At 67.8% G+C, this 13,140-nt stretch carries 13 protein-coding genes; 3 read left to right on the top strand and 10 right to left on the bottom strand.

Features of this window, described 5'->3' with window-relative positions; genetic code table 11:
- The first annotated feature begins 19 nt into the window (after window positions 1–19).
- Both Q5H94_RS07885 and Q5H94_RS07880 read left to right on the top strand, forming a co-directional pair.
- The gene (locus Q5H94_RS07885; protein ID WP_304560710.1) at window positions 20–640 is read left to right on the top strand and encodes a hypothetical protein; all 621 of its coding nucleotides are present in this window, start codon (window positions 20–22) and stop codon (window positions 638–640) included.
- A gap of 15 nt (window positions 641–655) precedes the next feature.
- Window positions 656–1,135: a protein tyrosine phosphatase family protein gene (locus tag Q5H94_RS07880; RefSeq protein WP_304560709.1), complete on the top strand. Its 480-nt coding sequence runs from the start codon at window positions 656–658 to the stop codon at window positions 1,133–1,135.
- Between the two features lie 4 nt (window positions 1,136–1,139).
- Here Q5H94_RS07880 and Q5H94_RS07875 read toward each other — a convergent pair whose 3' ends face one another.
- Genes Q5H94_RS07875 through Q5H94_RS07835 form a run of 9 tightly spaced genes read right to left on the bottom strand, consistent with a single transcriptional unit; the run spans window position 1,140 to window position 9,708 of the window.
- A complete protein-coding gene (locus tag Q5H94_RS07875) occupies window positions 1,140–1,913 on the bottom strand; it encodes an SDR family NAD(P)-dependent oxidoreductase (RefSeq protein ID WP_304560708.1) in 774 nt (257 codons plus the stop codon).
- 1 nt (window position 1,914) lies between these two features.
- Window positions 1,915–2,655: an SDR family NAD(P)-dependent oxidoreductase gene (locus Q5H94_RS07870; protein ID WP_304560707.1), complete on the bottom strand. Its 741-nt coding sequence runs from the start codon at window positions 2,653–2,655 to the stop codon at window positions 1,915–1,917.
- Between the two features lie 20 nt (window positions 2,656–2,675).
- Window positions 2,676–3,491, bottom strand: a complete 816-nt coding sequence (locus Q5H94_RS07865; RefSeq protein WP_304560706.1) for an SDR family NAD(P)-dependent oxidoreductase — start codon at window positions 3,489–3,491, stop codon at window positions 2,676–2,678.
- Window positions 3,491–4,807: an acyl-CoA dehydrogenase family protein gene (locus tag Q5H94_RS07860; RefSeq protein WP_304560705.1), complete on the bottom strand. Its 1,317-nt coding sequence runs from the start codon at window positions 4,805–4,807 to the stop codon at window positions 3,491–3,493. The genes Q5H94_RS07865 and Q5H94_RS07860 overlap by 1 nt, the downstream gene beginning before the upstream one ends.
- 27 nt (window positions 4,808–4,834) lie before the next feature.
- Window positions 4,835–5,899 carry a phosphotransferase family protein gene (locus Q5H94_RS07855; RefSeq protein WP_304560704.1) on the bottom strand — a complete coding sequence of 355 codons (1,065 nt, stop codon included), beginning with the start codon at window positions 5,897–5,899 and terminating at the stop codon, window positions 4,835–4,837.
- The gene (locus Q5H94_RS07850) at window positions 5,896–6,384 is read right to left on the bottom strand and encodes a MarR family winged helix-turn-helix transcriptional regulator (protein ID WP_304560703.1); all 489 of its coding nucleotides are present in this window, start codon (window positions 6,382–6,384) and stop codon (window positions 5,896–5,898) included. The genes Q5H94_RS07855 and Q5H94_RS07850 overlap by 4 nt, the downstream gene beginning before the upstream one ends.
- A 49-nt stretch (window positions 6,385–6,433) precedes the next feature.
- On the bottom strand, window positions 6,434–7,534 hold the full coding sequence (locus Q5H94_RS07845; protein WP_304560702.1) for an NADH:flavin oxidoreductase: 1,101 nt from the start codon (window positions 7,532–7,534) through the stop codon (window positions 6,434–6,436).
- A gap of 10 nt (window positions 7,535–7,544) precedes the next feature.
- Window positions 7,545–8,450, bottom strand: coding sequence for an MBL fold metallo-hydrolase (locus Q5H94_RS07840; RefSeq protein WP_304560701.1), 906 nt, complete (start codon window positions 8,448–8,450; stop codon window positions 7,545–7,547).
- Between the two features lie 4 nt (window positions 8,451–8,454).
- Window positions 8,455–9,708, bottom strand: a complete 1,254-nt coding sequence (locus tag Q5H94_RS07835) for an acetyl-CoA C-acetyltransferase (RefSeq protein WP_304560700.1) — start codon at window positions 9,706–9,708, stop codon at window positions 8,455–8,457.
- Window positions 9,709–9,833: 125 nt separating this feature from the next.
- Here Q5H94_RS07835 and Q5H94_RS07830 point away from each other — a divergent pair, with 125 nt between their 5' ends.
- The gene (locus Q5H94_RS07830; RefSeq protein WP_304560699.1) at window positions 9,834–10,577 is read left to right on the top strand and encodes a glucose 1-dehydrogenase; all 744 of its coding nucleotides are present in this window, start codon (window positions 9,834–9,836) and stop codon (window positions 10,575–10,577) included.
- 61 nt (window positions 10,578–10,638) lie between these two features.
- Here the strand turns inward: Q5H94_RS07830 and Q5H94_RS07825 are convergent, their stop codons facing one another.
- Entirely contained in the window at window positions 10,639–13,065 is a 2,427-nt protein-coding gene (locus Q5H94_RS07825; protein ID WP_304560698.1) for a TonB-dependent receptor, read from the bottom strand.
- Window positions 13,066–13,140: the final 75 nt, after the last annotated feature.

Below are 13,140 nucleotides of genomic sequence, written 5' to 3'. Positions count from 1 at the left end.
CGCGGAAGGGCAAAGTGTCATGCGTGACAAAGCGCGCGACTCGCGCATTTCCGGGATTCACACCGGCATCCGATTGTGCTTTGTTCCCGGCATGGACACGGTTCGCCCCAACACACACGAGGCGTCGCCCGCGAGCGTCGGCGCGATCCTGCACCGGCTGTCGGCGCAGTCCGCGCGGCCGCGCTACGCCTTCCTCGTGCTCAACCTGCTGAGCGAAGCGGCCGATGCGCGCGGCGAGGCGGGGCCCTTCATCCGCCGCGAAGGCGCTGCGGTGCCGATCCGCGACTGGCTGACCGAGCAGCTCATGCCGGTCTCCGCCCGCGACGGGCGGCGCGGCAAGCTGCGCGTGCGCCTGCGCGAAGCGATCGAGAGCGCGGCGGAGGATGCGTCCGCCAGCGATGCCGAGGTCGAGGCGGCGGTGCATGAGCGCGCACTGGCGGTCGGCAAGACCAACGTCAGCCGCGCCGTTTCCGATCTCGTCCGCGCGGGCCTCGTCGAGCGGCATTATGCCGGCTGGATCAAGGATCACGTCAACCGTGGTGGCGGGCGGCACGCGGTCTATACCGTCGCGCGCGAGGCGCTGGCGGTGATGCGCGGCGGCGGCGGCCTGGCGCGCGCGGAGCAGCTCCGCCTGATCTGAAGGGGAGGGCCCGGCATGGACGATCCGGTCGCGATTACCAACTGGCGGCGCATCGATGCGCGGCTGACGACATCGGGCCAGCCCGACGAGGCGCAGCTCGCCGCGATCCGCGCGCTCGGCGTCGAGCATGTCGTCAACCTCGCGCTGCACGAGCATCCACGCGCGCTGCCCGACGAACGCGCTGCGGTGACGGCGCTTGGCATGGCCTATCACCATATCCCGGTCGATTTCGACGCGCCGACCGAAGCCGACTTCGCGAAGTTCTGCGCGGTACTGGCCGAGGCCGGCGACCGGCCGCTCCACGTCCATTGCATCGTCAACGCGCGCGTGACGGCGTTCGTCACCCGCTATTTCCGGGAGGTGCAAGGTATGGCCGACGCGCGGGAGCAGGCCCGGCTCGACTCGGTGTGGCGGCCCGGCGGCGTCTGGGCGCAGTTCCTCGGTGACGAGGAATCCGTCGGCGAGCCGCACCGTTACGCGGGGCGCGACTATTGACGCTTCAGCGCACCATCAGCAGGCCGCCGTCGATCGCGTAGATCTGTCCGGTCAGGAAGCGCGCGCCGGGCGAGCAGAGGAACAGCATCAGCGGCACGAAATCGCGCTCCGGGTCGCCGAGCCGCCCGTCGATCGGCATGTCCGTCGCCAGCCGGGCGTCGAGCGCGGCGAGCGCCTGCGGCGACATTTCGGAGCGCGTCTTGGCGTACATCGGCGTGGCGATCGCCGGGGCGATCATGTTGACCGTGACGTTGTGCTTGCCCCATTCCTTGGCGGCGGTGCGCGACCAGGCGACGACAGCGCCCTTCGTGGCCGAATAATGCGCCTTGTTGGGCAGGCCCGACACGCCCGCGCCTGAGGCGAAGTTGAGGATGCGCCCGCCCGCGCCGCCATTGCCGTCGCGGATCAGCCGGAACGCCGCCTGGTTGGTCAGCAACGTGCCGCGCGCGTTGACGGCGAAGATCTGATCCCAGGCCTCGACCGTGATGTCCTCGGCCGGAGAAGCGGGCGCGATGCCGGCGGCGTGGACCAACGTGTCGAGCCCGCCGAGCAGCGCGGCACTTTCCGCGAACGCCGCATCGACCGAGCCCTTGTCCGACACGTCGCAGGCGACGAACCCGGCGATGCCCGCCGCCTCCGCCGCGGCCCGCCCCGCCGCCTCGCTGCGGTCGAGCGAGACGACGCGCGCGCCGGCGGCGGCGAGCGGCGCGAGCAGCGCCGCACCCATGCCGCTCGCCCCGCCGGTGACGGCGATCCGCTGCCCGGTGAGGTCGCTCACCTCACCACGTCCCGCCGTCGCAGCGCAGCAGCGTGCCGGTGACGTAGCTCGACGCCGGGCTGGCGAGGAACAGCGCCGACGTGACGATCTCGGGCGGCTGGCCGGGGCGTCCGAGCGCGTTGCGCGCTGTCTCGCGCGCCTCGGGCGTCCAGGCCTTGGCGATATCGGTGAGGAAGGGGCCAGCCGACAGCGTGTTGACGCGCACCTTCGGCCCATATTCGTGCGCGAAGGACAAGGTCATCGCGTTGAGCGCCGCCTTGGACGATCCGTACGGCACGATCTCGGGCAGCGGCATCACCCCGCCGGTCGAGGACACGTTGATGATCGCGCCGCCGTCGCCGTCGCGCATCCGCTGCGCGATGCGGCTGGCGAGCCGGAAAGGGCCCTTGAAGTTGAGGTTGAAGACGCTGTCGAACAATTGCTCGGTCACGTCGTGGCTCGGCATCCGCGGGCTCATCCCGGCATTGTTGACGAGGATGTCGATCCGGCCGAACTCGGCATAGGCGGTGTCGATCAGCCGGTCGATCTCGTCCCATTTGCCGACATGCGCGCCGATCGCCAGCGCCCTGCGGCCGAGCGCGCGCACCTCCTCGGCGGCGGCCTCGCAATTCTCGATCTTGCGGCTGGCGATGATGACGTCGGCACCGTGGCTGGCGAAGGCGCGCACCATCTCCAGCCCGAGCCCGCGGCTGCCGCCCGTGACGAGCGCGACCTTGCCCGTCAGATCGAATAGCGGGTGCATCCTCTTCCTCCTCTTATGTGTCAGCCGCTGACGTAGATCAGCTGGCCGGTGATGAAATCCGATTCCGGGGTGCAGAACAGATAGATCGCGCCTGCCGCTTCCTCGGGCGTGCCGGCGCGACCGAAGTGATTGCGCGATTCGACGTCGGCGAAGCGTTCGGGCGTCATGCCCATCACCACGGGGGCGCCCAGCACCGTCTCGTTGCGCGTCTCGCCCTCGGCGAGCGGCGCGTTCATGCGCGTGCGGATCAGCCCGAAGGCGACCGCGTTGACGTTGACGCGCGACGGGCCCCACTCGCTGGCGATGACATTGGTGAGGCCGACCAGCCCCATCTTGCCGGCGGCATAGCCCGAATGGCCGATCGCACCGCGGATCGAGCCCGAGGAGACGTTGACGACCTTGCGGTGATGCCCGCCGCCTGCCGCCGCTTCGCGCTTCGCGGCCGATCGAATGAACGGCGCGGCGGCGCGCAGCAGTCGGAACGGCGCGGTCAGATGCACGTCGATCATCGCGTCGAACAGTTCGTCGGGCGTGTTTTGCACCATGCCGTGGCGGGCATAGCCGGCGTTGTTGACGATGATGTCGAGCCCGCCCAGCCCGTCGATCGCCGCCGCCACGAAGCGTTCGGCGAAACCCGGTTCGACGACATTGCCCGCACAGGCCAGCGCCCGGCCGCCGCCTGCGACGATCTCGTCGGCGACCGCCTGCGCGGCCGCCGGATCGAGATCGTTGATCACCACCGCCGCCCCGGCCGAGGCGAGCTTCAGCGCCGCCGCGCGGCCAATGCCGTTGCCCGAGCCGGAGACGATGGCGACCCGGCCGGCGAGGCCGTTCATTACTCGGCCGCTTCCAGCGCGGGGGCCTTGCTCAGGATGTCGGCATATTTCTCGCGCGCGGCGGCAAGGCGCGTCGGGATATGCTCGCTCGGGAACAGGCCCTCGGACGGCTTGGCGTTGCGGGTGAACGCCTTGGCGACCTGCACCTTGTGGACCTCGGTCGGCCCGTCGGCGAGCGCGAGGCTGGGCAGGCCCATCCACATCGCCGCCAGCACCGTCTCGTTGGTGACGCCGTAGCTGCCGTGGATCTGGATCGCGCGCTGCACCACGTCGTGATAGATTTTCGCCATCTGCACCTTGCACATCGCGATCAGCGTGCGCGCGGCACCGTGCGGCTCGTTGTCGATCACCCACGCGGTCTTGAGCACGAGCAGGCGGAACTGCTCGATCTCGATCGCGGTGTCGGCGATCATGCCCTGGACGAACTGGTGATCGGCGAGCAGCTTGCCGGCGGTGCGGCGCGAGACGACACGCTCCTGCATCATCTCGAACGCGCGCTGGCAGCGGCCGACGGTGCGCATCGCATGATGCACGCGCCCGCCGCCCAACCGCGCCTGCGCGACCTTGAAGCCCTCTCCCGGACCCCCGAGCATCGCATCGAGCGGCACGCGCACCTTGTTGTAGTGCATGTAGCCGTGGATGCCCTGGCTCTCGTTGTCGAGATCGTCGCCGATCACGCCGACGTTGCGGACGATCTCGATCCCCGGCGTCTCGGCGGGCACGACCAGCATCGACATGCGGCTGTGCGGCGGCGCGTCGGGGTCGGTGACGGCCATCACGATCAGGAAGCTGGCGTAGCGGGCGTTCGACGAGAACCATTTATAGCCGTCGAGCACCCATTCGTCGCCCTCGCGCGTCGCCTTGCAGACGAATTCCTTGGGGTCGGCACCGGCCTGCGGCTCGGTCATCGAAAAGGTCGAGACGATATCGCCGTCGAGCAAGGGCTGGAGATAGCGCGCCTTCTGATCGGGCGTGCCGAACATCGCGAGGATCTCGGCATTGCCGGTATCGGGCGCGGCGGTGCCGAAGATGGTCGGCGCCCAATAGGACCGGCCGATGATCTCGTTCATGTACGCGAGCTTCATCTGGCCATAGCCCTTGCCGCCGAGATGCGGATCGAGGTGGCAGGCCCACAGCCCCTGCGCCTTCACCTGCTCCTGCAGCGGCGCGATGACGGCGCGCGCGGTGGCGTTCTTCGTGTCGTACGGGTCGCCGTGATGCGGGAAGAGCAGGTCGATCGGCTCGCATTCGTTCTTCACGAAATCGCGCATCCAGGCGAGCTTGGCCTGAAATTCGGGTTCGACGGTGAAATCCATTGGGTCTCTCCTGATATCTTTTGGGGGTCAGCCGATGCGGCGGATCAGCGCCTCGGCATTGGCGAAGCTTTCGAGCACGAGGCGCGAGAAGAACACGCCGGTTTCCTTCGACAGCGTGCCCTGCGCCGACTGCGCGACCTTATATTCGAGGATGCAGCCGCCCTTGAACATCGCGAGGATCGCGTAATAATCGAAGTCGGCCATGTCGCGGCCGGTGCCCGATGCGTAGTAACGCGCCATTTCCTGCCGCGTCGGCCAGTTCTCGCTGTTGTAGAGCCGCTTCGAGGGCAGCACGTCGGGTGCCGTCTCGTCGCGCATCGCATTGGTGAAGCTGGCGAGATCGAGCAGCGGATCGCCGATCGTCGACAGCTCCCAGTCGATCAGCGCGTTCAACCGGCACGGCGGCCCGTCGGCGAACAGCGCGTTGGGCGTGCCGACGTCGCCGTGGATGATCCCGGCCTTGAACGTCTTGGGGATGTTGTTCCGCAACCAGTCGCGCGTCAGCTCGTAGCCCGGCAGGTGACGGCCGGGATAATCGTAGAGCTCCTTGTAGCTGAGGAGCTGGCCTTCCCAGCGATCGACCTGGCGTTCCAGGTAATTGTCGGGCTTGCCGAAGCCTTCGAGACCGACCGCCTTGTAATCGACATTGGCGAGCGCGACGAGGCCGTCGACCATCGCGTAGGCGACGCCATATTCGAACGGCGCCTTGTCGAACGGGGCCTTGTGATAGATGTGCTCGTCGATGATCGTAGCGGCCCAGCCCTCGACCAGTTCCATCACGTAGAACGGCGCGCCGATCACGCCGGCATCGGCGCAGCTCCCCCGGCAGACGGGGTGCGGCACCGGCGTGCCGTTGAGCGCGGTCAGGATGCGCGCCTCGCGCAGCACGGTCTTTTCGCTGCCCGGCGGCGGCACGGCGGGCGGGCGGCGCAGCACCATCGTCTCGCCGCCGCGGTTGAGCGACAGGATGACGTTGCTGGTGCCGCCGTGGATCTTCTTCACCGCGAGCGGGCCGTCGCCGAGCTCGGGGATGGTGTCGTCAAGCCACGCGGTCAGCCGCGCGACGTCGTAAAGCCCTTCGGTCTCGCTCATGCATCCTCCTGTTCGTCGGCGTCGGCGGTTTCGCCGATCGCACGGACATTCTGCTGGATCGCCGCGCGGACGGTGCGCAGGCCGGCGACCACCGTCGCCAGCATATCGGCATCGATACCCTCGGCGAGCTGTTCGGCGCGCGCGATGCCGGCGAGATCGGCGAGGTGCCGCAGCCGCGTGCCCTCCTCGGTCGGGGCGAGCAGGCGCGCGCGCTTGTGATCGGGGTTGTCGTGCCATTCGATCAGGCCGCGCGCGACCAGCGCATCGGCGGCGCGCTGGATCACCTGCCGGGGATGATCGAGGCTCCTGCCGATCTGCGGCACCGTCGGCAGCTGGCGCGCGCCGGTAACGGCGGTCAGCACGACGTTCTCCACTTCGGTCAGCCCGTGCATCGCGCGGATATCGCGAAAGGCGACCGCCATGCGCCCGCGCGCCCGCGCGATCTCGTCGAGAAACTGAATCAGGTGGCGCGCGGTTTCGGACATGACACGTTCATGCCAACTTGACACATCAGTGTCAACTGCCTTGCTAACGTCAGGCGGCGGCGTCCTCCGCGACGATGCCGCGCATCCCGCTCGCGACATAATCGACGAAGGCAGGCCCGACGCCCTCGCCGGCAAGATAGGCGCGCGACACCGGCAGCGGCGTCGCGCGGAAGCCGGGATCGGCGATGGCGCGCGCGGGAAAGTCGTGGTGGACGATCGCGCCGCGCCCGATCAGCACGTAATCCGCGCCGTGATCGAGGCAGCGTTGCGCGCGCGCCGCATCCATGATCTTGCCCGCGACGCCGAGCCGCGTCGTCCCGCGCGGCAGATCGGTGAAATAGTCGATCAGCGGCTTTCCCGCCTCGGCGAACTCGATCGGCGGCTTGAACACGTCCCACAGCGACATATCGAGATAGTCGATCCGCCCCGACAGCATCACCTGTTCCGCCAGCGCACGCGCCTCGGCGATGGTGATGCCGAACCGTTCGGGCGACAGCCGCAGGCCGAGCTGGAAATCCGCGCCCGCGCGGTCGCGGATGCCGGCGATGACCTCCAGCAATACGCGCGTGCGATTCTCGAAGCTGCCGCCGTAGCGATCGTCGCGGTGGTTGTTGTCGGCATCGAGGAACTGGCCGAGGAGATAGCCGTGCGCACCGTGCAGCTCGACGCCGTTGAAGCCCGCCGTCTCGGCGCGCAGCGCCGCCAGGATGAAGTCCTCGATCACCTGTTCGACCTCGCCGGTCGACAGCGCCCGCGCGCCGGTTTCGGCATCGTCCCATGGGCAGACCGCGGGCAGGCCGGTCAGGTCGCTGCGCGCCCGGCGGCCGGAATGCTGGAGCTGCACCGCCGACGGTGCGCCCGCCGCGTTGATCCCCGCCGCCAGCCGGGTGAGCCCGGCGAGATGCTTGTCGGACCAGATGCCGAGCTGGCCGGGAAAGCCCTGTCCATCCTGCTGGACGTGTGCGGCGCAGGTCATGGTCAGGCCGAAGCCGCCCTGCGCGCGCATCGTCAGCCAGGTATATTCGTCCTCGCCCAGCGTCCCGTCGGGGTTGCTCTGCGTGTTGGTCAACGGCGCGAGCATGAAGCGGTTCGGCATCGCCGGGCCGTGCGCGAGGCTCAATGCCGCGGCGAGGGGGACGGAATCGGCCAACAGAATCTCCTCAGGCGGAAGCGGTGCTGCCATCGCACCAGGTAATGGCATAGCCTGCGCCCGACGCCTGCACACGACAAGCCTTGGCGCCGCGGAAATGGCCCGGCGCGACCACCAGGTTCCGATCGGCCGCAAGCTGCAGCAGCGCGCGGCGCGACGCCACCGCCGCAACCGGATCGTGATTGCCTGCGGTGTTGATGTCTGGATCGAGGATCTGGATTGGCGAGTGGACGACGTCGCCGATAAACAGCGCGCCGTCGCCGCCGGCGTCGAGCCTCACGGCGATCTGCCCGATCGTATGGCCGGGTGCCGGCATCAGGGTGAAGGCATCGGCGAAGGTCTCGCGTCCCTCGACCACCCAGGCGAGCCCGGCCTCGATCACCGGCAGCACGCTGTCGGTATAGACGCCGCGATTATAGGCGACCTCCGCCGGCAGGTCGCCGGTCAGTTCGCGCGCCCAGAAATCGCGCTCCGCCCGGCTGAAGATATAGCGCGCGTTGGGAAAGGTCGGCACGAAGCGGCCGTCGACGGCGCGCGTGTTCCAGCCGCAATGGTCGGCGTGGAGGTGTGTGCAGAGCACGAAATCGATGTCGTCGGGCGTCACGCCGGTTGCGCTCAACCGGTCGAGCCACGGCGTATCGAGCTGGTGATAGCCCGGTATGGCTGCACGGTCGCGGCCATTGCCCACGCATGGGTCGATCAGCACCTTGTAGGGGCCGATCTCGACCAACCACGCATGGTGCGAGAAAAGCGCCGCACGTGCCTCCGGATCGATATGATCCGGGACGAGGAGCGCGCGGTGGCCGGCGATCAGGGCGGCGTCCCATCCTTCGAAAAAATATTCGAGCGGGTAAGCCATCGAATCCTGCTCGAGGATGGCGTGGACCAAAGCCGCGCCAACCCTGATCGCCGACATGCGACTATACGCGCTCGATGATGATCGCCGGGGCCATGCCGCCCGCCGCGCACATCGTGACGAGGCCGCGCTTGAGGTCGCGGCGCTCGAGCTCGTCGAGCACGGTGCCGATCAGCACCGCGCCGGTCGCGCCGATCGGATGACCGAGGGCGATCGATCCGCCGTTGACGTTGACCTTCTCGCGATCGAGCTTGAGGTCGCGGATGAACTTCTCGGCGACGACGGCGAACGCCTCGTTGATTTCCCACAGGTCGATGTCGTCGACCGTCAGGCCGGCGCGGGCGAGCGCCTTCTTGGCGGCGGGGACGGGGGCGTTGAGCATCAGCGTGGGATCGTCACCGACATTGACCGCGACGACGACGCGCGCGCGCGGCTTCAGCCCGTGCGCATCGGCATATTCCTTCGATGCGAGCAGCACGGCGGCAGCGCCGTCGACCACGCCCGAGCTGTTGCCGGCATGGTGGAAATGCTTGATCTCGATGTCGGGATATTTCTTGTTGATCAGTCCGTTGAAGGTCGTGCCCTTCTCGTCGAGCGGCATCGATCCGATCGCCTCGAACGACGGCTTCAGCGATGCGAGACCCTCCGCCGTGGTCTGCGGGCGGGGGAATTCCTCCTTGTCGAGCACCAGCGCGCCGGTATCGTCATAGACCGGCACCAGGCTCTTGTCGAAACGCCCCTCGGCGATGGCGACGGCGGCGCGGCGCTGGCTTTCGAGGCCGAGCGCGTCGAGAGCCTCGCGCGTGATGCCTTCCATCGAGGCGATGGCGTCGCCGCATACGCCCTGGTGCGATTGCGGATAGGCTTCCTGCAGGCGTTCGTTGCCCGATCCCATGCCGAGCGGCTTGAGGCCCGCCGCGGCTTCCTCGGCCGCCATCGTCGCGGTGAGCGACATCATCTCGGTGCCGCCGGCGATCACCAGATCCTCCAGCCCCGACATGATCTGCCCGGCTGCGAAGCTGACCGAGGAGATGCCGCCGCCGCAGAAGCGATCGAGCGTGGTGCCGCTCACCTTCGGGTCGAAGCCCGCGTCGAGCAGGGCCATGCGCGCCATGTCGCCGCCCTGCTTGCCCTTCTGGGTCGAGGTCGACCAGATCACGTCATCGATATCGGCGGTGTCGAGCTTGTTGCGTTCGGCGATCGCCTTCAGCACCGTCGCGGCGAGGTGCTGCGGGTGCATGTGCGCGAGCGCGCCTTTTCCAGCCTTGCCCACGCCGCGCGGGGTGCGGACGGCATCGATGATGTACGCTTCGGCCATATAGTCGTCTCCACAGATGTGCCGCGCTGGCGCGCGGGGTCGATTCGGAATAGCTGTCTCACCTAGCCATACAAGTGGGTCACACAAGTGGCGAAATGAAACCTTCGGGCAGGAGAGAGATGGGTATGCGACCACTGGAAGATAAGATCGCGCTGGTAACGGGGGCGGGCCGGGGCATCGGCCACGCCATCGCGCGCCGGCTCGCGGCGGACGGGGCCGAGGTGATCCTGAACTATTCGCGCGCGAAGGAAGGCGCGGAAGCGCTCGCCGCCGAGATCGTCGCGGACGGCGGCAAGGCATGGACGGTGATGGGCGACGTCGCCGATCTCGCCTCGATCGCCGCGATGTTCGAGGTTGTCGCCGCGCGGACGCCGGCGTTCGACATCCTCGTCAACAATGCCGGGCGCGGGTCGAACGGGCAGCCGACGCTGGAGACGTCTACGCCGGAAATCTATGACGATCTCTTCGCGCTCAACACGCGCGGGCTGTTCTTCGTGACGCAGGCCGCCTCGCCGCTGCTGCGCGACGGTGGCGCGATCATCAACATGAGCAGCATGGTGACGCGCGCGCGCATGTCCGGCCTGTCGGTCTATGCCGGCACCAAGGCGGCGGTGGAGGCGTTCACGCGCATCTGGGCGGCGGAGCTCGCACGGCGGCAGATCACCGTCAATTCGGTGTCGCCCAGCATGGTGATGACCGACCTCATCCGCGACAACATGCCGCCCGATCGGATCGAGAAGATCGCGCGCGCGATCCCGCTCGGCCGCGTCGGCGAGCCCGAGGATATCGCCGCGACGGTCGCCTTCCTCGCCGGGCCCGGCGCGCGCTGGATCACCGGCCAGGATTTCCCGGTGAGCGGCGGCACCTGAAACGGCGAACGCCGGGGGCATTGCTGCCCCCGGCGCCCCGCCCCCCCCCGGGTCTGGCCGGTCAGAACTTCGTCTTGATATCGAACGTAAACATCCGCGGCGGCCCATAGGCATAGCTTTCGACGCCGAAGATCACCGTCGCGCTGGTGCCGGTGTAATAGGTCTTGTTGGTCAGGTTGGTCGCGTTCGCCGCAATGTCGAAGCGCGAGCCGAGAACGTGGTTCCACTCGACGCGCAGATCGACCAGCGTGCGCGACGGCACCAGGTTCGCACCCGCCGCCAGCCCGTTGATGTTGAGCAGCGGCACCGCCCCGCCGGTGAACAGCAGGCCCAGCGTCGCCTGCGTCGCATAGGGCAGCGTCACCGAGCTGACATAGGTGTTGAACGAATCCTGATAGGTGACGGTCGGCGCGAACACGAGCTCGCCCTTGCCGTCCGGCAACTCGCCGTGCAGGCGGGCGGTCAGGCTGAACTTGTTCTTCGATACATAGGGGACCGGGTTGTCGGCCAGGCTCTGCGTCAGGCCCGGCACTGACGTATCGGTCCATTTGTCGTTGTTGGCGTCGGTATAGGCGTAATTGCCTTCGAGCGTGAGCCATTTGGTAACGTCGGACTGCAGATCGAATTCGAAACCTGCATAGGTCGTCTTGTCGACGTTGGTCGTCACGGTGACGAGGTTGGGCACGCCCGACACGAGCGCGAGGCCGAGGAAACTGACCTGCTGGCCCTGATATTTGTCGTAATATCCCTCGACGTTGAAGCGCGTCCGCGCGCCGCCGATGTTGAAGGTGGTCTTCAGGCCGCCGAAGAAATCGTCGACGCCTTCCGGCCCGAAGCTCTTGGGCAGCGGGGCCACGGCGGAATCGTTGAATCCGCCGCGCTTGTAGCCGCGACGATAGCCGCCATAGACCAGGGTGTCCGAATTGACGTGATAGTCGATGCCGAAATTATAGGTGTTGCCCTGGAAATCGGTCTCGTTGAGCGTCAGCGTCTGCGGAACCGACGGCACCTGCGCGCCCGGCGCCTGTGCGATAGTCTGGCTGGCGCTGCCGCTCAGGCTGCTGACATGATCCCAGCTATGCCGGAATGCGGCGGTGACGCTCAGCTTCGGCGTGACCTCGAACGTGCCCGACGCGAACAGGCCGAACGAGTCGATATCGGTGCCGGCAAAGCGCGAGCTGACCGCGACGGTGCAGGTGGTTGGCGTGGTGCAGACCGGCGTCTGGATCGTGCCCGACGCGATCGGGATGGATCCGGTGCCACGCGGTTCGCGGGTGATGTCTGCGAGGCCGCCGACGATGAAGTTCAGGCGGCTGTCGAACAGGCTGCCCTGTAGCTGCAGTTCGTCGGTGAACTGGTGATTGGTGCCGACGTACGGCAGGCTCGGTAGCGAGATGGTGGCGCTGCCGTTGCCGTCGGCGTTGGTGCCCTGCGACGGCGATCCCTTGGCGGTGATGTAGCCGGCGATGTTCTTGATCGTCAGCGCGTCGCTGAGCGTGAGCGTCGAGGTGTTGATCGCGGCGAAGGCGGTGCGCGGCTGGTTGTTGAAGCGTACGTCCGACACCGAATATTGCGTGCCGAAGCCGGTGTCGGGAACGGTGCCGAAGCCGGTCGCGGTCGGCGCGAGCAGGCGGCCCGCACCCGCACTCGCCTGATCCGCGACACGCTGATAGGTCAGCACCGTCGAGTTCGTGAAAGTGTCACTCGGCTTGAGCAGCAGGGTAGCACGAATCATCTGCTGATCGCGGTTGTTGAAATCCTGCGCGGGCAGAGTCTGGCCGGTCAGCGTTTCTCTGGTGCCGGCGAAGCTGTGGCTGTAGCCGTCGCGCTGCCATACGAAACCGGCGATGCGCAGCGCAGCCTTGTCACCAGCGAGCGGGATGTTGATCGCGCCTTCCGCCTGGAAATCGCCGTAGGTGCCGCCCTGCAGGCGGACGTAGCCGCCGAAAGTGTCGTCCGGCGCGCGCGGCACGATGACGACCGCGCCACCCGTCGTCGAGCGGCCGAACAACGTGCCCTGCGGCCCCTTGAGCACCTGGAACGACTGGAGATCGAAGAACTGCGGATAGAGCGTCGGCGCCTGGAACGGCGCGCTCAGCGGCACGTCGGCGAAATAGGTTTCGACCGCGCCCGCCGCCGCACCGTAGTTCGTGCCGCGGCCGCGGATCGCGAAGGTCGGCAGGCCCGGGCTGCCCGAGCTGGAGGCGACGGTGAGGCCGGGGACAGCCTTGTCGAGATCGTTCGAGCTGAAGATCGCCTGCTGCTTGAGCTTGTCGTCGGAGAAGGCGGTGATCGCGAGCGGGACGCTCTGCAGGCTCTCCTCGCGGCGACGTGCAGTAACAACGATGTCGCCGATCATGTCGGTGGTCGCCGGGGCGGCGGCGGGCTGCGCCTGATCGTCGGTGCCTTGCGCGGACGCGGCACCCGAGAGCGCGGTGCCGCAGCACAGCAGTGCAGTATATCCGACAATTCCGTAAAACCGCTTCATGACCGTCCTCTCCCTGCACCGCGGCGGCGTAACCGGCACGGGCCAAGCTGTTCGTCCGTCGTTGCTGCGGACGCG

This window comes from Sphingomonas immobilis (genome assembly GCF_030580995.1).
Lineage (GTDB): Bacteria > Pseudomonadota > Alphaproteobacteria > Sphingomonadales > Sphingomonadaceae > Sphingomonas > Sphingomonas immobilis.
Note: the sequence above shows the minus strand (reverse complement) of the source record. Positions and strands in the feature narration are given on the sequence as shown.